The 22,738-nt window shown below is 42.4% G+C and carries 14 protein-coding genes; all 14 read right to left on the reverse strand.

From position 1 onward, the window contains the following. Nucleotides 1-69 precede the first annotated feature (69 nt). The 14 genes from P8P68_RS04275 to P8P68_RS04340 all read right to left on the reverse strand — a co-directional run bounded on the left by P8P68_RS04275 (nt 70) and on the right by P8P68_RS04340 (nt 22,676). Nucleotides 70-9,120 (reverse strand): ZmpA/ZmpB/ZmpC family metallo-endopeptidase, encoded by a 9,051-nt coding sequence (locus P8P68_RS04275; protein WP_278276252.1) that lies wholly within the window; start codon nt 9,118-9,120, stop codon nt 70-72. A 291-nt stretch (nt 9,121-9,411) separates the two neighbouring features. After that, nucleotides 9,412-12,204 carry an isoleucine--tRNA ligase gene (gene ileS, locus P8P68_RS04280; protein WP_278276253.1) on the reverse strand — a complete coding sequence of 931 codons (2,793 nt, stop codon included), beginning with the start codon at nt 12,202-12,204 and terminating at the stop codon, nt 9,412-9,414. 252 nt (nt 12,205-12,456) lie between these two features. Beyond that, complete coding sequence (locus P8P68_RS04285; RefSeq protein ID WP_001123190.1) at nt 12,457-13,251, reverse strand: DivIVA domain-containing protein; 795 nt, start codon at nt 13,249-13,251, stop codon at nt 12,457-12,459. A 16-nt stretch (nt 13,252-13,267) separates the two neighbouring features. Beyond that, nucleotides 13,268-13,522, reverse strand: a complete 255-nt coding sequence (locus tag P8P68_RS04290; RefSeq protein WP_000028989.1) for a DivIVA domain-containing protein — start codon at nt 13,520-13,522, stop codon at nt 13,268-13,270. A gap of 8 nt (nt 13,523-13,530) precedes the next feature. Next, a complete protein-coding gene (locus P8P68_RS04295) occupies nt 13,531-14,322 on the reverse strand; it encodes an RNA-binding protein (protein WP_000217810.1) in 792 nt (263 codons plus the stop codon). Beyond that, nucleotides 14,319-14,579 carry a YggT family protein gene (locus tag P8P68_RS04300; protein WP_000576501.1) on the reverse strand — a complete coding sequence of 87 codons (261 nt, stop codon included), beginning with the start codon at nt 14,577-14,579 and terminating at the stop codon, nt 14,319-14,321. Before P8P68_RS04300 ends, P8P68_RS04295 begins: the two co-directional genes overlap by 4 nt. Beyond that, a complete protein-coding gene (locus P8P68_RS04305) occupies nt 14,579-15,109 on the reverse strand; it encodes a cell division protein SepF (protein WP_000053366.1) in 531 nt (176 codons plus the stop codon). The genes P8P68_RS04300 and P8P68_RS04305 overlap by 1 nt, the downstream gene beginning before the upstream one ends. A gap of 9 nt (nt 15,110-15,118) precedes the next feature. Beyond that, entirely contained in the window at nt 15,119-15,790 is a 672-nt protein-coding gene (locus P8P68_RS04310; protein WP_278276254.1) for a YggS family pyridoxal phosphate-dependent enzyme, read from the reverse strand. A gap of 3 nt (nt 15,791-15,793) precedes the next feature. After that, entirely contained in the window at nt 15,794-17,050 is a 1,257-nt protein-coding gene (gene ftsZ, locus P8P68_RS04315; RefSeq protein ID WP_000144262.1) for a cell division protein FtsZ, read from the reverse strand. Nucleotides 17,051-17,066: 16 nt separating this feature from the next. Then, complete coding sequence (gene ftsA / locus P8P68_RS04320) at nt 17,067-18,437, reverse strand: cell division protein FtsA (protein WP_042902687.1); 1,371 nt, start codon at nt 18,435-18,437, stop codon at nt 17,067-17,069. Nucleotides 18,438-18,673: 236 nt separating this feature from the next. Next, the gene (locus tag P8P68_RS04325) at nt 18,674-19,378 is read right to left on the reverse strand and encodes a TIGR02206 family membrane protein (RefSeq protein ID WP_001055269.1); all 705 of its coding nucleotides are present in this window, start codon (nt 19,376-19,378) and stop codon (nt 18,674-18,676) included. Between the two features lie 198 nt (nt 19,379-19,576). Beyond that, nucleotides 19,577-20,188: an NUDIX hydrolase gene (locus P8P68_RS04330; RefSeq protein WP_278276255.1), complete on the reverse strand. Its 612-nt coding sequence runs from the start codon at nt 20,186-20,188 to the stop codon at nt 19,577-19,579. Further along, nucleotides 20,175-21,548 (reverse strand): UDP-N-acetylmuramoyl-tripeptide--D-alanyl-D-alanine ligase, encoded by a 1,374-nt coding sequence (murF, locus tag P8P68_RS04335; protein ID WP_278276256.1) that lies wholly within the window; start codon nt 21,546-21,548, stop codon nt 20,175-20,177. Before murF ends, P8P68_RS04330 begins: the two co-directional genes overlap by 14 nt. An 84-nt stretch (nt 21,549-21,632) precedes the next feature. Then, complete coding sequence (locus tag P8P68_RS04340; RefSeq protein WP_278276257.1) at nt 21,633-22,676, reverse strand: D-alanine--D-alanine ligase; 1,044 nt, start codon at nt 22,674-22,676, stop codon at nt 21,633-21,635. Between the last annotated feature and the right edge of the window lie 62 nt (nt 22,677-22,738).

Here is a 22,738-nt window from a genome sequence, read left to right on the forward strand (position 1 = left end):
CACAGAAAAATTCCTAGGTAGCCTTAAACCTAGGAATTTTTCAAATTTTAATCAAACAGAATCGTTTCCTTATTTCTTGAAAATAGACTGCCTGAAGTCGTCTGTCTCACGAAGATAAGCATTGTAAATCTTCTTCTTGAGCAGGTTAACCCAGCTAGCTTCGACACGGCTAGTAGCATTGGTAATGTTGCGTACATCCTCTGCCACGGCTGCGTCCATCAACTGCTGCATCTCTGCATAAGAACGAATGGTTACTTTCTTGGTACTGTTTGGATTTTTAAGCTCGTACTCAATGGTAATTGGCTTCAGCTTGGTCAGCTGATCAATCCGCTCCTTGTACATGGCCTTCTTGAAGGCTGCCCAAGAGGTGTATTCACCTTTAAATACATTTTCCAAGACTTTCTGGTCTGTCACGAGACCGACATCTCTTCCAGACCATCCATCCCACGTTTTCATCCCTTCATCGAAGGCTTCCTGAGAGTACTGACCAGAAACATAAGGGACAAATCCGTCATGATAGCCCTTGGCTGCCAGTAATTCATAGGCTGTGCGACGGAACATAACGTCACCTGGCGCTCCATTTGGATTGCTCAAGGCTGAGTAAATTGGTGAGAAGAGGCTGAGACTGAGGTAGCCATTTCGACCATATTTCCCACTTTCCTTATTCTCCCGACGAGTGATCACATCATTTTCAATGAGAGAGTTAAAGGTCTTTAATTGCTTGATTTCTTCAGCAGTGAAGCTTCTCGTCTGGTTACCAGCATGAGTCTCCTTACCATACTTATCTGTAATATAGTAATTCTCCATCTTTCTGAACCACTGAAGTTTCGCATCATCACTCTGCTTCAGCATAGAGGTACCTTCTAGATAATCCAAGGTGTAGATCATGTCAAACATACCATGGACATAGTGTTGAAGGTCTGCTGCATTTTGAACACGTTCCTTGAAATTATAGGTATGCATACGTGTCTTAGAATCCTTGTCCACCTTGAAGAGAGTATTGAGCGTAATAGTTGGTTCATCTGGGCTTGGCGAAGACTGCAAGAGTCCGCGAGCATAGAGTTCCGCACCTAGTCCCTCACGACGACCATATCCTTCAAAGTAAATAGCACCGTCAGAGTTATGGGTCATCTCATGCGTGTAAACTGAGTTACCATAGTCTTCCAACAATTTAGCAGCATCAAAGTGGGTTACACTACCCGTAGCATAGGCATTATAGCCCTTGCTTGGATACCACTTGCCAGCAGGTCCGAAGAACTCCTGCATAGCTAGAGATTTTTTATCATTAGCTGGAGCCCAGTATTTTTGACCATTCTTGTCAACCAATGAGAATCCATCATAAACCAGAACAGAACGGAAGAGCTTGTCCTTGCTTTCTGGACTGAGAATCTTATACCAGAAATCATAGTGATCACGTTGCCATTCAGCTGACTTTCTAACACGGTCTTCGACATATTCAACTAGTTCTGCGTCTGTGCGCACTCTGTTATTAGCATCCAGACGATAGCGATCATAAGCCCCCATAGAGAGGGTAGACATATTAGAGATAGCATAGACACCTTTTTCAGTCATGGTCAAGAGTGGTAGGAGCATGCCCTTGTGTTCCCAATTATCTGCTGTAATCTTGTCATAAACACCGACAGAGTACTTGCTCTTGCCCTCGGCTGCATCCTGAAGCTGTCTAGCCTCTGCTACATCGGACTTAGCCTCAACGATGTAGGCTTTTGTATTGGTTTTGAGCCATTCATTATTGGTCTTGTATGGTAGGAAGAGCTGACGGTAGCCTTCAAGGTAATTGAAGAGTCCTCGCTTGCCAGTTGCTTCAGAGAGCGAATTATCATATGCTGTATAGTTGTTCTTAGCCTTGAGATTCTCAAGTCCTGATTTCCCTAAAGCAATGATTGTATCAAGAACCGAAACGTCATTTTTACCGTAGAAATCCATCTTGTAAGCCGATAGGTCCTTAACATTAAAGGTATCATAGTTGATATTGTACCAACGGTTAAGGTAAGTCAGACCCAATAGGAAAGCTTCTTTATCAGCAAGAATCTTCTTAACAAGATAATCCTTAACTACTTCTCCTTCAGTATTGATAGCCTTATCCATAGCCAGCACTTTGCGAAGCTCACCTGATAGCTTACTTTTCACTTGCGTAAATGCAGTGTCTAAGTATAGTTCATCCAAAGAAGTATCTGCGGCTACTCCGAGAGCTGTACGCATAGCTGGCGAATCAAGAACTACCTTGTTTAACTCTGGCAACACTTGATTTAGAATGCTAGTATAATCTGATACGAAGGCTTCTGGAGTATAAAGAAGGTCTAATCCCTTCATCCTATACTCAGCAATACCCTGGTTGACGAAATCTCCCTGATAAGATATTTCTAGATAGTCAATGGTATTGTCCATGTAGTGCAGCATCAAACGATTGATTGCAGTTTTATTGCTATGGATATCAGTGATAATCTGGTCACCCTTCATCGGAACAACATCCAGTAGGTACTCCTTGTTCAACTTATGCTCTTTCGGAATCTTGTTAGCAAACGAAACAATGGTTTCTTTATTGTAGAAAGGAAGCAGTTTCTCCATATTTGCGTAAGAATATCCGCGGTCAAATTGAGCATTGTTTACTTCACCATAGTCGACAAAACGCATATTTAGATTCGTGTCATCTAGGCTAGTCGTGATGTCCATAGCAGTCAGTTTTTCTTCCATTTCTTCTTGAGTAATAGTAGAAGTAATAAACTGATCGTTTTTCAAGGTTTCACTTTTGGCAACTTTATAGGCTTGCGTAATGCGGTCGTTTTTGTATCCCTGATCCCCAGAAATACTGTAAACATTTGTACCGCTAACATTACTGATAACATTATCAACTAAACCATTGAAGTAGTTCGAGCCGACCACTCCACCGATTTGACCGTTAGTGGTTGAATTATATAATTTTCCTGTCACATAAGATTTGGTGATTCGAGCATTGTTTTCTAGACGTCCAACCAAACCACCAATACGTTGTTCATTTGATCGAGCACCACTAATAATCGTTACATCTGCTTTACTTTGGCTAAGAAGAGATTCTTCTCCTTTAAGGCTTGCAACCAAACCACCTACGTTATAAGCTTTGATGTGTTGATTGTTAGATAGGATGGTACCAGTAAAGGAACTATTGGTAATTTGCGTATTGGTTCCATTAACTACTAGACCCGCTACGTTAGAAGCGTTGCCTACTACCGATACTTTCCCCTGAACAGAAACATCTGTGATTCGAGCATTTTCCGCATTGCGTGCCAGCGCAGCCGAGTCATAGGTACCCACGATATTCACATTTTTAAAGTCTATATTGGAAATGGTAGACCCACTCTTGAGATTTTCAAATAAAGGTTTGGCTAGATTGTAAATCGCGTATTGCTTACCATTATGACTACCTGTCAGACTACCGGTGAAGTTCCCTTTGAGGTAGACATAATCCGCAGGAGCTAGGTTGACCTCGCTCGCATCCAAATCAGCTCCCAACACATAGTTTCCTGCCATATTTCGCTTCATAGCGTCTACCAATCCAGCAAAGCTAGTGTAGACATTTTGCTGACTAGGGACTGCCTTACTGATGTAGAAGTCGTGCCCAGACTTGTAGCCCGCTTCACTTTCTTGGACGAGTTCAGGAAGGGTTACATTAACCTTATAAACCGCCTTGCCATCTTTCTCTGCTTCAGAAATGCTGTGAACTGGTAGGAGAATTTCCTTGGATTCGCTTGACTTGATTTTGACGAAGTAGGTAGACAGATCCGTAGGCATAGAGCTCATCGATACAAAGCGCTTGTATTGGTCATTTTCTTTATGATAAAACTCAACGGAATCAATATCACGGAAGGCAATCTTCTTGTATTCTAGCTCAAAGTTACGACTGTCTGTTTCAAACTCAGTAAAGCTGCCATTATCCAGTTCATAAGTCAACTTGGTTTTTAGAGTGTAGCCTGTGTAGTAGTCTAGGTCGCCAATTTTCAAGCTGCCAGCGAAGTTGGTAATTGGAAGGGTGCGAATCAGCTGGTCTCCCTGGTACAATTCTGCAGTCGCTGAACGGAAGGACTGGGTCTGGTCTTCCAATCTATATTGGACCGTCACCGACTTATCATCAGCATTCTCAGTCAGACTTAGAATGGAAACAGTCGGCTTGACTTTAGGCACTCCATTTAGAGCTTCTTTGGCTGCTGTCAGGCTAGCAAGAACTTGATTGACCTGTACTTGTGTAGCAGTTTGATTGTTCAAAACTCCCTCTGCCTTGGTCAATTCGTCAGTATAAGCTGTCTGCTTTTCTGAATCCGCATTCTTATATTTAACCGAAGTTTTAACTCTTGGATTTAAATCGTACTCAGTCTGAAGAGCTGTTTTAACAACTTCAGGACCACTTAATTGAGCCTTGGCTTGATTGATTTGTTCCACCAGTTGATTGACTTCTGATTGGCTGGCTTGGGATTGACTCAGAATCGTTTGACCTGCCGTCAAAGCAGCATCATAGTTAGCTTGATGACTCTGACTATCGTTGAAATAACGGGCCTGAGCTTTAATCTGATCCGCTTCTGCCAAGAGATTATGCAGTGAAATTAAATCGAACTCTTCTAAAGCGTCTGCTTTCGGTGGATCGTTCGGTACCATGTTTGGCTTAGCCGTGCCGACCTTGACCACTTGCGTTACGGGAGCTAGAGTTTCCTCATTGGACAATTCTTGGCGGTCAACCTCTTGACCGTTAGAACTGTAGACGCGAGTCTTAATAGTTCGTTCGCCTTGGACTCCTGGAGTGGCGATTTGACGAGCATCTCGAACAAGCTCATCGGTTTCTTCTTCACGAATGTTAAAGTTGATTTTTTCAACGCGCGTTTCGTCGGTATAAGTCAACGGATACTCTGGTAAAGCATCTGCTTTCGGTGCATCACTTGGTACCATATTTGGTTTAGCTGTTCCGACTTTGACAATTTGCGTTACAGGAGCTAGGGTTTCCTCATTAGACAACTCTTGGCGGTCAACCTCTTGACCGTTAGAACTGTAGATACGAGTCTTAATCGTGCGCTCTCCCTCAACACCTGGTGTTGCGATTTGGCGCGCATCTTGAACAAGCTCATCGGTATATTGCTCCTCGATATTGAAGGCTATTTTCTCTACGCGGGTTTCATCTATATATGTCAGCGAATACTCTGGTAAAGCGTCTGCTTGCGGTGGATCGTTCGGTACCATGTTTGGTTTAGCCGTACCGATCTTGACCACTTGCGTTACGGGAGCCAGAGTTTCCTCGTTGGACAACTCTTGGCGGTCAACCTCTTGACCGTTAGAACTGTAGACTCGAGTCTTAATGGTACGTTCGCCTTGGACTCCTGGAGTTGTGATTTGACGAGCATCTTGAACAAGCTCATCAGTTTCTTCTTCACGAATTGTGAAGTTAATTTTCTCAACCCGAGTTTCGTCGGTATAAGTTAGTGGATACTCTGGTAGAGCTTCCGCTTTCGGTGCTTCATTTGGCACCATGTTTGGTTTAGCCGTGCCGACCTTGACGATTTGTGTGACAGGAGCCAGAGTTTCCTCATTGGATAATTCTTGGCGGTCAACCTCTTGACCGTTAGAACTGTAGACACGAGTCTTGATAGTTCGTTCGCCTTGGACACCCGGAGTTGTGATTTGGCGGGCATCTTGAACAAGCTCATCCGTATATTGCTCTTCGATATTAAAGGCTATTTTCTCTACGCGCGTTTCATCGGCATAAGTCAGTGGATATTCTGGCAGAGCCTCTACTTTCGGTGAATCGTTCGGTACCATAGTTGGTTTAGCCGTACCGACTTTGACGATTTGCGTTATGGGAGCTAGGGTTTCTTCATTAGATAACTCTTGGCGATCGACAACTTGACCGTTGGAACTGTAGACTCGAGTCTTGATAGTTCGTTCGCCTTGGACACCCGGAGTCGCGATTTGGCGGGTATCACGAACCAATTCATCCGTTTCTTCTTCACGAATGTTAAAGTTGATTTTTTCAACGCGCGTTTCGTCAGTATAAGTCAACGGATACTCAGGCAAAGCGTCCGCTTTCGGCGCATTGTTTGGTACCATGTTTGGTTTAGCCGTACCGACTTTGACGATTTGTGTGACAGGAGCCAGAGTTTCCTCGTTAGACAACTCTTGGCGGTCAACCTCTTGACCATTGGAACTGTAGACACGGGTCTTGATGGTCCGTTCACCTTGGACTCCTGGAGTGGCGATTTGACGAGCATCTTGAACAAGCTCATCCGTATATTGCTCCTCGATATTGAAGGCTATTTTCTCTACGCGGGTTTCATCTGTATATGTCAGCGAATACTCTGGTAAAGCATCTGCTTTCGGTGCATCACTTGGTACCATGCTTGGTTTAGCCGTGCCGACTTTGACGATTTGTGTTACAGGAGCCAGAGTTTCTTCGTTAGATAATTCTTGACGGTCAACAACTTGACCATTGGAACTGTAGACTCGAGTCTTGATAGTTCGTTCACCTTGGACTCCCGGAGTTGCGATTTGGCGCGCATCTTGGACCAATTCGTCCGTTTCTTCTTCACGAATGTTAAAGTTGATTTTTTCAACGCGCGTTTCGTCAGTATAAGTTAGTGGATACTCAGGCAGAGCGTCCACTTTCGGCGCATTGTTTGGTACCATGTTTGGTTTAGCCGTACCGACTTTGACGATTTGTGTGACAGGAGCCAGAGTTTCCTCGTTAGACAACTCTTGGCGGTCAACCTCTTGACCATTGGAACTGTAGACACGAGTCTTGATGGTCCGCTCACCTTGGACTCCCGGAGTTGTGATTTGGCGGGCATCTCGAACCAATTCGTCCGTATGTTGCTCCTCAATGTTGAAGGCTATTTTCTCTACGCGCGTTTCATCTGTATAAGTCAGTGGATACTCTGGCAGAGCGTCTGCTTTCGGTGCTTCATTCGGTACCATAGTTGGCTTAGCCGTACCGACCTTGACAATTTGAGTTACGGGAGCTAGGGTTTCCTCATTAGACAATTCTTGGCGATCGATTTCCTGACCGTTGGAACTATAGACACGAGTCTTAATGGTACGTTCGCCTTGAACACCCGGAGTTGTGATTTGACGAGCATCTTGAACTAGCTCATCCGTATATTGCTCCTCGATGTTGAAGGCTATTTTCTCAACGCGAATTTCGTCGGTATATGTCAGTGGATACTCTGGCAGAGCGTCTGCTTTTGGCGCCTCGCTCGGCACCATGGTTGGCTTAGCTGTGCCGACTTTGACGATTTGCGTTACAGGGGCTAGTGTTTCCTCGTTAGACAACTCTTGGCGGTCAACCTCTTGACCGTTGGAACTGTAGACACGAGTCTTGATGGTCCGCTCACCTTGGACTCCCGGAGTTACGATTTGACGACTTCCTTCTGGAATCTCATCTGTATATTGCTCGTCAATAGAAAAATCAATCTTTTCTATTCTAACCTCATCATTTGTAGTCAATTCCAACTCAGAGTTCTCTTGAACAGGCGCTGTTTCAGGAGTTGTACCATATTCCGTCAGTTCTGGAATCTCTTGAACTGGTGATGTCTCGGGACTGGTGCCATATTCTGCCAATTCCGGAACTTCGTGAACAGGCGCTGTTTCAGGAGCTGTGCCATATTCCGTCAATTCAGGAATCTCTTGAACTGGTGATGTCTCGGGACTGGTGCCATACTCTGCCAATTCTGGAACTTCGTGAACAGGCGCTGTTTCTGGACTTGTGCCATATTCTGTCAATTCTGGAATCTCTTGAACTGGAGTTGTCTCGGGACTAGTGCCATACTCTGCCAATTCTGGAACTTCGTGAACTGGCGCTGTTTCTGGACTTGTGCCATATTCCGTCAATTCTGGAACTTCGTGAACTGGCGCTGTCTCAGGACTTGTACCATATTCTGTCAGTTCTGGAGTCTCACGAACTGGTGCTGTTTCAGGAGTTGTGCCATATTCTGTCAATTCTGGAACTTCGTGAACTGGCGCTGTCTCAGGACTTGTGCCATATTCTGCCAATTCCGGAACTTCGTGAACTGGAGTTTCTTTTGGTATCGAGTTAGCTGGAGCTGTTCCAACTAAAATAATTTCAGAAACAGGTTCAACCGTCACTTGATCAGAAATCATTTCGCTTTTTACGATTTCTTGATCCTTACGAAAATGACGAGTCACTACTGTACGTTGACCTCGAACACCTGATTGTATGACTTTTGATTGCCCTTGAGCCAATTCATCGGAATATTGGTATTTTGTCTGATAAGGAAGTTCTTGAACTGACTCCTGCTCACTAATTTTTAGTTCTGGCAAGTCATAAACGGTGCTTAGACGAGCAGACTCTCTCTCCTTAGCAGCTATAGCTTCTCTTCCTCCCTCAGTTAAAGCATCCCCCTTATCTGAAACAATCTCTTTCATATCAAGATTTGTTTCACTCGGTTTAAGTTCACTTCCCTTCTCTTTCTCCCAGTCAAGTGTCGGATTTTCCTTCAGAGCAGAATGAGCTAAATGACTATCATTTTGTTCTTCATTCTTTAGATAACCGATATAGTCGTAACCGTCAATTTTCAATGGCGCTGGAAGTGCATCTCCAAGACCCAAGTTAAGACTTTGATTATATGCCGCAAGTTCGATATTCGTCACTGCTAAGACTGTTGGAGATAGCAGTATGGATCCCATTCCAGTTACCAACAAGATAGAAGATAAATACCTCTTCCCGTTCCTGCCTCTAACAACTACAAGCACTAGTAATGCAAGACCCATCGCTGTAAAAGTTGATTCCCAAAGACCGGAGTGACCTGTCTTAGGCAATACTCCAGATGAATCCCCTTGAGTAGTCGGACGATAAACTAAGTAATAGGTCTCTGAAGCATCCTCAACATACTTTGGAATCTCCCTGATCAAGGCACTCTTCTCTGCCTCCGTCAATTCAGACTCCACTACGTAGTGGTATTTGACCTGAGCAGACTGCTGACTTTGAATTTCTGCTGCCTTTACAGAAGTCAAGTCCCCAGTTATTTGCCCACTCAAAAAGAAGCTTCCAATAGTCGCCGAAACGAGCCCAACGGACAACTTCCGGAAAGAAAAGCGCTGTCGTTTTTCTCCATAAAACTGATGTGTCATTCTAAAGATTTCCTTTTCAATATATTATTCAATCCTTTCTATTCTACCTGATTTCACTTGATTATTCAAATTATTTGTCGCGATTTTTAGAAGCAACACATGCTTTTTAAAAGTACCGAAAAACGACTCCTCTTTTAAAAAAATCTCAAAAATCAACTTAAAACTCTTCCTAAAAATGTTAGATTTACCCCCTTTGTCCTAAACTTTTTCCAGCAAAAAAGAGAGAAATGACTTTCTCTCTTTTACCTTTCCTCTCATCTTAAACTATGAGAAGACATATTTCTAATCTGATTATTTCGCTTCAAATCCTTCTGCGACAGCGTCTGCAAAGTTTTCTTCTACAATACTTGCACAGTGGTCACAGATAACTGCATGGTAGCTACGTTCTGCAGTAGTTGGATCGATACGACGGCAACGGTCACAGACTTCACCTGCAGCGCGTTTAACTGTAAAGGTTACATCTTCGAAGCTAACGGCACCTTCTGGGGCTGTACCTTCAGCGATGGTCAATTCTGACACGATCAAGAGTTGAGCCACATTGCTATCCACTGCTCCAAGAAGAGTTTTCACCACTTCATTTGGATAAACTGTCAAGTGGGCTTCGAGTGATTTACCGATTACTTTTGCATTACGCGCTTCTTCCAAGGCTTTTTGAGCTTGTCCACGGAAATCCATGAAGGCTGACCATGTATCCAAGATTTCTTCTTGGTTGGCAAAAGTTTGAGCTTCTGGTAATTCAGACAATTGAACGAAGTCTTCAGCTTCAAACTCAAGATATGACCAGATTTCCTCTGCTGTGTGCGGAAGGATTGGTGTCAAGAGTTTGGTGATTTTCACAAGAATGTCATAGAACACAGTCTGCATTTGACGGCGTTCGAGTGATTTGGCACCTTCGATGTAAACAACGTCTTTAGCGAAGTCAAGGTAGAAGGCTGACAAATCAACGTTGATGAAGTTCACCAAGGCCTTGTAGATTGTCAAGAATTCAAAGTTGGCATAAGCATCACGAATCGTTTTCACAAGCTGGTTAAAGCGGATGGTCATGTACTTGTCAACAGAACGAAGCTCATCGTAAGCTACTGCGTCTTGAGCTGGGTTAAAGTCAGATGTGTTGGCAATCAAGAAACGAAGAGTGTTACGGATCTTACGGTAAGTTTCAGAGACTTGGCTCAAGATATCCATAGAGATACGCACGTCATTGCTTGAGTCCACACTTGTTACCCAGAGACGCAAGATTTCCGCACCAAATTGTTTTTCAACATCACTTGGAGCAATGGTATTCCCAAGAGATTTAGACATCTTCTCACCTTTACCATCAAGGGCAAATCCTTGTGACAAGATTTGTTTGTAGGGAGCAACGCCATGGTTAGCAACAGATGTGATAAGTGATGAGTTGAACCAACCACGGTACTGGTCAGAACCTTCAAGGTAAAGATCTGCTGGATATTTGAGTTCTGGACGGTTGACCACTACTCCATTCCATGATGAACCTGAGTCAAACCATACGTCCATGATATCTGTTTCTTTCTTGAACTCGCCATTTGGTGAACCTGGATGAGTAAATCCTTCTGGCAAGAGGTCCTTAGCATCACGTTCCCACCAGATGATAGAACCGTGTTCCTCAAAGAGTTGAGCTACATGTTCAATCGTTTCAGCTGTCATGATAGCTGTACCATCTTCTGCGTAGAAGATTGGAAGCGGAACACCCCAAGCACGTTGACGAGAGATAACCCAGTCGCCACGGTCACGAATCATATTGTAAAGACGAACTTTCCCCCATTCTGAGTGGAACTTCACTTTTTCAATTTCATCCAAGATTTCTTGGCGGAATTTAGACACAGAAGCAAACCACTGTGGAACAGCACGCCAGATGATCGGTTTTTTCGTACGCCAGTCAAATGGGTATGAGTGAGAAATTTCTTCTTGAGCAAGGAGCAAATCACCCAGTTTTTCGATAACAGTCGGCACAACCTTGTCATAGAACTGACCCGCAAATTCAGGACCAGCATTTTCCATCATAATACCGCGTTCGTTAACTGTTACAGCAACTTCAAGGCCGTTGGCAACACCGACATTGTAGTCGTCCTCACCAAAACCAGGGGCTGTATGGACAATACCAGTACCAGAGTCAGTCGTAACGTGGTCACCAAGGATTACCAACTCATCTACAGCCGTATCCCATGGGTGGACTGTTACGATGTGATTCAATTCTTGACCACGGTAGGTTGCCAAGACCTGAACATCAGCCCAACCAAATTTCTCAGACAAGCTATTCAACAATTCTGAAGCAACGACAAACTTACGAGATTCACCAGCTGGTTGTACCAATACATAATCAATATCTGCTCCAACTGTCAAACCACGAGATGCTGTGATAGTAAATGGTGTAGTGGTCCATACGACAATATAAGTATCCGTATCTAGAACACCTTTTCCGTCTTTGACGCGGTTAGCATAGTAAAGGGAAGTTGAAAGCAAGTCATGGTACTCAATTTCCGCTTCAGCAAGGGCTGACTCAGAAGACCATGACCAGTAAACTGGCTTGGCACCACGGTAGATATAGCCTTTTTTAGCCATCTCACCAAAGACACGGATCTGAGCTGCTTCATAGTCTGGAGTCAAAGTCACATAAGGATTTTCCCAGTCACCAGAAACACCCAAACGTTTAAAGTCTTCACGTTGTTTATCAACTTGAGAAAGAGCGTACTCGCGGCAAAGTTTCAAGTACTCAACCAAGTCCATTTCTTTGCGTTTAACACCCTGTTTTGCCAAGACTTGTTCGATTGGCAGACCATGAGTATCCCAACCTGGGATGTAAGGAGCGTAAAATCCAGACATAGACTTAGAACGAACAATAATATCTTTAGAAATCTTGTTCATGGCATGTCCAACGTGGATATTTCCGTTTGCATACGGAGGTCCATCATGCAAGGTGAAATGTGGTTTTCCTTGGTTCAATTCTTGACGACGTTGGTAAAGTTTTGCTTCTTCCCATTCTTTTTGCCAAACTGGTTCTTTGGTTGGAAGACCAGCACGCATAGGAAAGTCTGTTTTCCCTAGATTGAGGGTTTCTTTAAGTTTCATTGTTACTCCTTTAATTTAAAATGACAAAATAAAAACCACGATTCGCAAAAAGGACGAAAATCGTGGTACCACCTTTGTTCGAAAAAAGACAGGGTCTCTTTTCCTCTTTTCCCGTAACGTGGGGGACGTCTAGTCTTACTGTTTTCGGACTGGATTGCTTGAGAGGATAATCTAACCACTAGGGATTGCAGGACTCTCACCATCTCCCGCTCGCTGAAAATATAGTTGGTTGGATCTTGTTCTCACATTTTTTTATAGGATAAGAACAGATTCTTTGTTTGCATCGTCCTCAGTTGTTGCAGTAGCTTCTACTTCAACTGACTCTTCATGCTGGTCACTTTCTTCTGTCTGTTGATTTTGTTGAGCTTCAAACTCAGCTAATTCTTTGTTGCCAGCCTCGATACGAGCTTGTAATTCAGCAACCTCTTCTGGTGTGAATTGACGAGTCATATCAATAGGTTCTTCCTCTGGTTGTAAAGATACAGTTTCACCAAGAACTTCACCCACCACTTCTTTAAAGGCTTCATCACTTGTCTGAAGGTAAGTAGCTGTTGGGCGAAGAATATCTTCCCAATCAGATGACTCAACAATTGCTAACTGACTTTCAATCGTAGACTTGAGGCGTTGATGGAATACACGGCTCTTGTTCTTCAACTCTTCTGTCTCAACAGCCACTCTCTTCGCATTATCTGTAGCCTGACGGAGAATTTCATTTGCCTTGTATTTCGCTTCTTCAAGCAAACGCTGAGCATCTTGTTCAGCTTGTTGAATAATATTGTTTGAACGTTCTTGAGCAGCTTGTTTAACACGCTCTGCAGTATCTTGAGCAATCAAAACTGACTGACTCAAGGAATCCTTCATCTCATCAAAGTAAGACAAACGTTCTTCCAAACTCTTGATGTGTGTCTCTTTATCGTGATTGCTACGAACCAAGTCTTCGTAGTCACGAACAACGATATCCAGAAATTCATCTACTTCTTCTGGATCAAAACCTCTAAATCTTGTACCAAAGGTTTTATCTTTAATTTCTAACGATGTAATTGGCATACTTTTCCTCACTTACTTAATAAAAAATAGAATCATTAATTGCTTCTGGTTCTTGCTCGCTTGTTACTGTTCTCTTAGGAATATCATTCGTATAATAGGAAAGACGTTCTTCTAGTTTTTTGATATAGAGTTCAGTTTCATCTTTGTATCGAATCATCTTCTCTAATTCAAAGTAAATCTTATCTAGAAAGAGGTCAACTTCTTCCTGATTGTAGCCTCTGAATGTTCTTGAGAAAGCTTTATCACTTATTTCTTGTGGTGTAATCGACATATTTTTTCTCACTTGCTTAAAAGTAGCCGGACTATTAGTTTTTTCTTATCCTTTTTGGTCTGACCATTGTCTTTGACAACTTTCAAACGACCAAACTTTCTCACACTGATCAAATCTCCAACTGCGACCTGGTAATCACTTTTTTCAACCAGATGATAGTTCACCTGGACAGATTTTTTCTCAATCAGTTGACTAGTTTGATTTCTAGATAATTTCAAGGCACTTGATAAGAGGGCATCCAATCGAAAACTCGAAACTAAAATTTCTCGTTCTCTATAATCAATTTTAGACAAAATCCTATCGGTAAAAGGACGTTCCTCCAGCGATACAGGAAGTCTGCCAATCTTTCTTATTCCATCCTGAAAAAGAGGAATGAAATCACGATTGACAAAAATCTGTGCTCTCTTTTCATCTACCAAGATATCACCAAATAATTTACGGTCAATTCCTAGTTGGTTGATGATTGTTCCCAATATTTTTCCATGACTCAGTTGTTCAAACTTACTCGGATAGCAAATTTCCAACAAGGCCATTTCAAAGTCTGATATCTCCGGTTCAAAGTAATCTGGATAGAGAAGAACTCGAACCGACTCTGTCGGAAGAAAATCACCACTACTTTGGCAACCCAGTCCATATGTCCCAGCTAGCACCCTTAAGATCTGTTCCTGATGGGGATTGATAAAAGGAGTAAGTACCGGTGCATATGTATCTTCTACCCGCTTGATCCACTCTAATCCCTTATCAATAAAGGGAATATCATCTTGGGAAAAATGCTGATAAATGGCTCGATTTACTGTCATAGTAATAGGACTAGTCGTGTTAAGAGATTTCCAACAAACTGAATCAAAATCAGCGCTGCCCAAACTGTAAAATCAAGACCAGCAAATTGTAGATTGAGCTTACGAAGTGGCTCAATAACTGGGCGAGCAAGTCTGATAACTAAGCGACCTAGTTGGCTTTCATAGGCATTTGGAAACCATGAAAGAAGAGCAAATGCAACGAGAATGATGGAATAAATGCTAACCGCATTTTGGATTAAACGGATTAAGAAAATCATTATCTTGCTCTATTTCGTTTAATATCAAAACCAAACTCAGCGCTTTGTGATTCATCTGGAAGTTTGATATCTTCAATATTCACGATAACGTTGACAGGCGTCAATAGATACATCGTACTCGCAACTTTTTTCATATTCCCAGCTAAGACATGGCGGGCTCCGTCCAAGTAATCAAGGCAACGACGGGCTTGAACCTCTGTCATATATTGGAAATCAATCAAAATACTTTCATTTCCAGCCAACAAATCTACAATCTCAGTTGCATCTTCATATTTTCTTGGATAGCGAACGTCAATTGTCACTTTCTCATCTGAACGATGGCTTTGCATTGCCAATTCTTGCTGTCGCGCATGAAGACGAGTAATATTTGCATCTTTTGCTGATCCTGACTGAGCAGGTGCTGGTAATTCTTTAGAAGATGAGATGGCTGGGCTAACTGTTTCCTCTTGTTGAGTCTGGTAGTTAGTCGTTTCTTCTCCGTCTTCTGTAAAATAATCTATAAATTTATCGAATCTATCTTTTAAAGACATAGCTCTCTCCTATTTAAAAAATGCTGTACCAATTCGAACAAAGGTTGAGCCGAACTGAATCGCTTCTTTAAAATCACGACTCATTCCCATGCTTAGCTCTGTCATCGGTATATTAGGGATTTGTTTTTCTCTAATTTCTGCTTGCAGAGCCTGCGTATCCTTGAAAATTTCTTTCAATTCATCACTGTCTGCCTCAAAAGGAGCCATGGTCATTAAACCAACATACTCAATCTGATCTAACTTAGCCAATTCTGGCAAAAGTTCTAGCAATCCTTCTTTTGAAAACCCATGCTTGCTTTCTTCTCCAGAAATATTGACCTGCAAGAAACACTTGATAACATGATCTGTTCTCTTTTGAATTTCCTGGGCTAACTTAAGGGAATCTAAAGCATGAAAGTAATCCACATATGGGATTACTTCTTTCACTTTCCGTCTCTGTAGTGTTCCTATTAAATGCCAAGTAACTGGGTAATCTTTCAAGGCCTGATATTTTTCTAAAAATTTATCGACTCGATTTTCACCTATATGACGGACACCAAGCGGAAGCAAGGCTTCCGCTGTTTGTACATCTACATACTTTGTCACTGCGATTACTGAAACAGCATCTAGAGCACGGTTGGCTTCTTGACTAGCATCAGCTATTTGCTGAAAAACTAATTCAGTATTTTTTTTCAAATTCATTGATTAACGATTTTTGAAGAATGGAGGTGTATCCAATTCATCTTCATCTTGTGAAACTGGTGTTTCGAAGCGTTCTACTGGTGAAACAACTGGATCTGTTTGGCGAACAATTGACTCACGACGCAAGTCCCAGTCTCCAAAAGCAGAGGCTTGGTTTGTTTCAAAACGACGTGGGCTTGATTTAGGCATTTCTGCTGTCTCTTCCAAGTCGAATTGACGGTCAAATGTGTGCGCTTGTGGAGCTTTAGTTGATGGACGTCCAACTGGTTGGTTGTTACGAGCTCCAACTACTTTTTCCACTCGCTCTTGACGAACACCTGTCGCTACAACAGTAACACGGATTTCATCCTTCATGCTTTCGTCAATTGATGTTCCAAGCCAGATGTTTACACCTTGGCCAGCTGCTTGGTTGACAATTTCTGAAGCTTCTTCTGCTTCAATCAAGGTCAAATCAAGACCACCAGTAACGTTGACGATGACATCCTCTGCACCATCGATTGTTGTTTCAAGAAGTGGAGAGTAAATTGCTTTACGAGCCGCTTCAACAACGCGTTCTTCACCACTACCGATACCGATACCCATAAGAGCATTCCCTTTGTTGGCCATTACAGTTTTCACGTCAGCAAAGTCAAGGTTAATCAATCCTGGGTTCGTGATCAAGTCAGTAATCCCTTGAACACCTTGGCGAAGAACGTTATCTGCTTCGCTAAGAGCTTCAAGAAGTGGCGTTTTCTTATCAACGATTTCAAGCAAGTTGTTGTTAGAGATAATCAACAAAGTATCAACATGCTCGCGAAGTTCGTTGATTCCTTCTACAGCGTACTGACCACGTTTGCTTCCTTCAAATCCGAAAGGACGTGTCACAACACCAACTGTAAGAGCACCAAGATCTTTAGCGATACGTGCAATAACAGGGGCTGCACCTGTACCAGATCCACCACCCATACCTGCAGTGATAAAGACCATGTCCGCTCCAGTGATAGCTTCCGTCAAAGCTTCTTCACTTTCTTCTGCAGCTTTACGTCCAACTTCTGGACGACCTCCAGCACCCAAACCACGAGTCAATTTAGGACCAAGTTGGATAACTGTTTCTGCTTTCGTACTGCTAAGGGCTTGTACATCAGTGTTGGCTGCGATAAATTCTACACCAGCAACACCTTCGTCAACCATGCGGTTGATGGCGTTACCACCACCACCACCGACACCAATTACCTTAATAACTGCGCCTTGAGCTGCTGCTGTATCAAATGAAAATGTCATAATTTCTTATCCTCTTTTATTCATCAAACATGCTTCCGATCAAACCACGGAAACGTTCTGTTAACTTCGGTTTACTTTGAGAACTTGCTTGGAATTCTTCCTTGGGAGCAACTGGAGTTTCCTGCACAGTTTCAGCTGGAGCTGTTTGTGCTGGACTTGGTTGCGTTACTGGATTCAAACGTTGATTTGGAATGCCAAAGTTGATTGGTTTTTGACGAAGGAATTCATCTCCTTTAACTGCTTTTTGAGCAAGAAGATTGACTTCAGTCAATTTACCAGCAAACTCAGACAAGCTAATCACGTGCGCAAATGCAGGGTTGCGAATTCCAACTTGATTTGGTACATAAAGTTTTACGCGAACACCAAATACTTCTTGGGCTAATTCAACAATTCCTGGCAAAATTGCATTTCCACCGATAAGGACGATACCTCCTGGCAAATCTAACAAGTGTCTTCTTTCCAACTCTTGTTTGATTTGGTCAAAGATATGTTTGATGCGTGCTGAGATAATTTCTGCCAAGTAGCTTTCGGTTACTTCAACAGGTTCTACTTCACCAATTACTTCAACTTGGAAAGTTTCGTTACTTGCAAGTGGAACGTAAGCTTCACCATAGTTCAGTTTCAAACTTTCTGCAATTTTTTGAGATGTTTTCAAGACTTTAGAAATGTCTTTAGTAACGTAATCTCCACCTTCTTGGTAGATGTTAGTGAACTGCAATTCTTGGTTGCGAATAGTCGCTACAGTAGTCTGACCTCCACCCATGTCAATGACAGTCGCACCAAATTCACGTTCACCTTCATTGAGAACGGAGTTCACGATTGCCAAAGGTGAAATAATCACGTTATCAACATGAATACCTACACGCTCAACCGTCTTGCGAAGATTGTGTAGAATCGTACGAGGACCTGTGTAAAGCAGACCACGCATTTCCAAGCGGACACCCATCATACCACGAGGGTCACGGATGCCTTGGAATCCATCCACGATGAATTCTTCTGGAATAAAGGTAATCACTTCACGGTCAGGAGTCATGCTCTTTGTCAAAGCTGATTTGACAACATTTTCAACATCTTGATCTGTGATTTCTTTGGTATCTGAAGTTACAGGAATCATTCCTTGTGTTGGTTCAACCTGCAAGAGGTTTGCTGGAAGGCCAACGTTAACAGACTTAATAGAAATACCAGCTTTCTCTTCTGCCTGTGTGATTGCGGATTTGATCGCTGAAGCAGCTGCTTCAATATCAACAATAATTCCGTCTTTTACACCTTTACTTTTGGCATTGCTAACACCAATTACATTTACTTCGCCATCTCTATGCTCAGCTACTAGCACTTTAATCGAGCTAGTTCCGATATCTAAGCCTGTAAAAAAACCATCTCTAGTCATTACATCGCATCCTCTCTGTCTTCCAAGTTTCTCACTTCTATTTAATAACTATGTTTGGGCATAGCTATTCAAAGAATATTATAACACAAAAAATCCAATCGTGCTTAGTTTTTGATAAAATTCCTGCATGTTTTTTGAGAAAATTCTAGAAAAATTCTTCTTCTAAGAGATTATTTGAAGTTAACGTTCACAATTTCTTTTTTGTTTCTTAAAAATCCAAAAAAGAGAAGATCATTTTAGATCTTCTCTTGAATAAATTCTTCCGATTTTTGTTGTAAAAAATTTTCTACTAATTTCCCTGTTAAGCGAATTGCTATCACGATAACAGTCGAAACAATGAGATAATTTAAGGGCTGGCCGAAGCTTCCAACAAGTGGTGGTTTGTTTAAAAATCCATAATCTCCACCTACAACTAAGTTGACAACCCATATCAAGCCATTTAAGGCGAAGGTAATCACCACCACATTCTTCAAATCGAGAAGGGAAGGTTGATAGTTTCTAAACAAGTATAGGAGCGCATTTCCTAAAAGGGCAACATGTCCGATAATGAAGGACAAAATGGTCACGTGTGGAAATGGGTAGGGATCAAAGAGTGGGTAAGCCAGTGCTGCTGTTGCTCCAAAAGTTCCTAAAAGGGCAAAGTACTGTTTGTACTTGGATGTCCCTGGAATTAAGAGCATCACAAACATGGCGATACGGCAATGATAGAAGGGCAAACTTTCTGACAGAGGCATGAGATTCCCCCAATACCAGCTATACAGAACAATCAGTTGAACAGACTGAAGAATCTGAATAAAACGCTGGTAAGCAACTTTGTCGCGAAAACGATAAGAAGCATAAAAAGTAAGAGCCAATAAACATAACAAACCAATGTACCAGTGAAGTTCAAACTGGGGCGGTTCTGATATCTGTGTGGTAAATAATTTATCCCACAAATTCATATTCTATTCCTCGTTCATCTAGCTAGAGGCAGTAAAAAAAATTCACTCCCCCCAGCTTTTAAATTTTTTGAAAAAACTTGATTCTATGCCATGCATAGAATACTTGAGTCTTAAATTCGCAACCTATTATATCATTTGTATTGCAGAAATGCACCTTGTAGATACCCTTTTTTGATTTGTCAACTTCTCTAGCATAAACTAATCAACATATTGGTCTCTTTGTCCTTTATAAACTTGCCAAAGAATCTCCATTTGCTCCTTGGTGATGCGTTTTTCAGATAAAACTGGCAATTGGTCAATGGCAAAAAATTGAAGCTCAGCAATTTCTTGATTCTCTTGAAATTGTCCATCAAGAAGTTGGCATTCAAAGACAAACTTTGCATATTGTTTGCTCTGTAGTTGGAAACGATTGGTATCAAAAACTGCAAGTAACCTTTCAGCTTTTGCTGTAAAACCGGTTTCTTCTTCAATTTCTTTGAGAATATTTTCGGTTGGAGAGTAGCCGACTTCACCAAAACCACCTGGCAAAGCCCAACTATCCTCCCCTTTTCCTCTAACTAAACAGACTTTTTCATCCTCAACAATCCAAGCACGGACGTCCATCAGAGGAGTTGCATAAGCGGACGTTGGTTTCAAGACTTCTGCCACTTCTTCTGCATCGAGGTCTGATACCTGATTCAACATTTCAGATAAAAGGCTTCGCAAGTCTTCGTAACGCTCGCGGTCAAAAGGATCTTTTGTAAAGGTTAATCCAGTATCTGTAATGGCAATCATTCTTTGCAGATACTTGGCAAAATCACTTGCATTCATTTTCTAAACTTTCTACCAACCTGGCTAGATTCATGGAGTTAGAGCCTTTGAGCAGGATTTGATCATTCGCACCGAGACTTTCCTTGACTTGCTTTACTAGGTCTTCAAATTGGTCCTCGTCGGCTGTTTTTTTGAAGTAATAAACGTGGCCGATTGGGAACATTTGACTAGCAAGTTGGCTTAATTCGGCAATGTCTTCTCCATAGAAAATCACGGTATCCACCACATCTGGCGATAGGCTCAAAATCATCTGGTTATGGAGTTGGACAGACTGGTCTCCGAGTTCCTTCATGTCTGCCAAGACAGCGATTTTCTTGCCTCCTTCGTTGGCTGGGATGGCAGAGAATGTCTCCAAAATCAACTTCATAGCTGTTGGATTAGCATTGTATACGTCAGACAGAATATCTGCTCCATTGGCTGCTTTCTTCCACTCAGTACGATTGCGGGTCAATTCTAGGTTCTGAAAGGCCTGATGAATTTGCTCCTCTGACACTCCTTCTTGAAGAGCCACATAAGCAGCAATCATAGCATTGGTGGCATTGTACTTACCTGTCACTGGCAAATCGAGGGCTTGCTCCAAGAAATTGGCCTTAAAGGTCAGACTATCCTTGCGCTCAATCAAGTCCGTGATTTCTAACTCAGCTCCTGGCCCAAAACGGACCACTTTTTTATCTGTAGGCAAGTAGTCCTCTACAATCGGGTCAGCTGGTGCCAAAAGCAAAGAACCTGGTGCCATACCATCAGCAATTTGCATCTTCCCTTTAGCAATCTCCGAACGGTCTTTGAAAAAGGCCAAATGAGCCTCTCCAACCAAGGTCACAATGGCTGTTTTTGGATGAGCTAATTCAGACAAGAGATGGATATCTCCCAAGTGATCCTGCCCCATCTCCAAGACCAACTTTTCAGTCTCCTCAGGCATATGGAGAACCGTATAGGGAAGACCAATCTCGTTATTGTAATTGCCTTGCGTTTTGTAGGTCTTGTAGGTTGTTGACAGTAAATGCGCCAACATATCCTTGGTCGTCGTCTTGCCATTTGAACCCGTTACTGCAAAGACATCAACTGCCGTTTTTTCAAGATAGTAGGCTGCAAGGGTTTGAAAGGCAGTCAAAACGTCGTCTACTAGAATGTAGGGATGATTTGCAACCTCTTTCTCAGACAAGGTTACTACTGCACCATTTTCAAAAGCTGTTTCGATAAAGTCGTGACCGTCACGCGCACCTTTAAGTGGCACAAACAAATCACCTGTCCCAATCAAACGACTGTCAAACTCAGCCTTTTCTAACTGAACGTCCGCAAAAAGACTAACGTCATTTTTAGCTCCTACAACTTGGGCCACTTCATGGATTGTTAATTTCATTTCTACTCCTTTAAAAAGGGTTGAAGTCCAAGAACTCTAGTCACCATGCAGTGATCGTTCTGACTTCTACCCCTTCTTTCATTTTTATAGCAAATGCGCTTCGCGCTTGTCAAAGCTTTCCTTAGCAAGGTCAACCAAATGCTCGATTAGTTCTGGGTAGCTGAACCCCATATTGTCCCAAAGCAGTGGATACATAGACCACTGGGTAAAACCTGGCATGGTATTGAGCTCATTTAGGAAAATCTCGCCCTTATCGGTATAGAAGAAATCACAACGAGACAGACCGAGGCCACCGATTGCACGGAAGGCTGTTTCTGCATTATGACGCATGACAGCTACTACATCATCACTAATCTTGGCTGGGATGTCCATGGTAATCTTGTTATCGATATATTTGGCATCGTAGTCATAAAAGGCAACATCCTTGACCACTTCACCAGGAAGCGTGCTCTTCACTTCGTAGTTGCCCAAGAGACCAACCTCGATTTCACGGGCATTTACCCCTTGCTCTACCAAGACACGGCTGTCATATTGGAAGGCAAGTTCTAGAGCTTGGCGGAGTTCTTCTTGGTTTTCAGACTTAGAAATACCGACACTGGAACCCATGTTTGACGGCTTCGTGAAGACTGGATAAGTCAGTTTTTCTTCAACTTCAGCGATTTTAGAAGTCACATCATCTCCTTCGACAATGGCCACATAAGGAACTTGAGCGATCCCGACAGATTCTAACACACGCTTGGTCGTGATTTTATCCATGGCAAGACTTGATGACAAGATATTGCAACCGACATAAGGCATTTTCAAAACTTCAAGGAATCCTTGAACAGAGCCATCTTCTCCCATCGGACCATGAAGAACTGGAAAGACCACTGCGCCTTCTTCGTAGATGGCACTTGGCGCTATTTTCTTATCCCAGTCAATAGTCGCATTGGTCATGAGACGATCCTCTTGACCTGGAGTCTGGCTAAATTCCTGTGTTTTGATAAAGTCACCTGACTGGCTGATGAAGAAAGTCTTGACTGTGAAACGGTCGTAGTTGACCGCACGCATCACACTTTCAGCTGAAAGGACAGAGACTTCACGCTCTGCACTACGCCCACCGTATAAAAGAATAATTGTTTGTTTCATATTGCTTGTCCTAATTCTAATAGAATACTCGTTCTTTAGTATATCATATTTGCTTCTTTTTT

The sequence above is a fragment of the Streptococcus sp. D7B5 genome (assembly GCF_029691405.1).
GTDB lineage: Bacteria > Bacillota > Bacilli > Lactobacillales > Streptococcaceae > Streptococcus.

Bases quoted from the DNA above. Each gene is read 5' to 3' on its own strand.
- P8P68_RS04275 (WP_278276252.1), bottom strand. From the start codon at position 9,120: ATGACACATCAGTTTTATGGAGAAAAACGACAGCGCTTTTCTTTCCGG.
- ileS (WP_278276253.1), bottom strand. From the start codon at position 12,204: ATGAAACTTAAAGAAACCCTCAATCTAGGGAAAACAGACTTTCCTATG.
- P8P68_RS04285 (WP_001123190.1), bottom strand. From the start codon at position 13,251: ATGCCAATTACATCGTTAGAAATTAAAGATAAAACCTTTGGTACAAGA.
- P8P68_RS04290 (WP_000028989.1), bottom strand. From the start codon at position 13,522: ATGTCGATTACACCACAAGAAATAAGTGATAAAGCTTTCTCAAGAACA.
- P8P68_RS04295 (WP_000217810.1), bottom strand. From the start codon at position 14,322: ATGACAGTAAATCGAGCCATTTATCAGCATTTTTCCCAAGATGATATT.
- P8P68_RS04300 (WP_000576501.1), bottom strand. From the start codon at position 14,579: ATGATTTTCTTAATCCGTTTAATCCAAAATGCGGTTAGCATTTATTCC.
- P8P68_RS04305 (WP_000053366.1), bottom strand. From the start codon at position 15,109: ATGTCTTTAAAAGATAGATTCGATAAATTTATAGATTATTTTACAGAA.
- P8P68_RS04310 (WP_278276254.1), bottom strand. From the start codon at position 15,790: ATGAATTTGAAAAAAAATACTGAATTAGTTTTTCAGCAAATAGCTGAT.
- ftsZ (WP_000144262.1), bottom strand. From the start codon at position 17,050: ATGACATTTTCATTTGATACAGCAGCAGCTCAAGGCGCAGTTATTAAG.
- ftsA (WP_042902687.1), bottom strand. From the start codon at position 18,437: ATGACTAGAGATGGTTTTTTTACAGGCTTAGATATCGGAACTAGCTCG.
- P8P68_RS04325 (WP_001055269.1), bottom strand. From the start codon at position 19,378: ATGAATTTGTGGGATAAATTATTTACCACACAGATATCAGAACCGCCC.
- P8P68_RS04330 (WP_278276255.1), bottom strand. From the start codon at position 20,188: ATGAATGCAAGTGATTTTGCCAAGTATCTGCAAAGAATGATTGCCATT.
- murF (WP_278276256.1), bottom strand. From the start codon at position 21,548: ATGAAATTAACAATCCATGAAGTGGCCCAAGTTGTAGGAGCTAAAAAT.
- P8P68_RS04340 (WP_278276257.1), bottom strand. From the start codon at position 22,676: ATGAAACAAACAATTATTCTTTTATACGGTGGGCGTAGTGCAGAGCGT.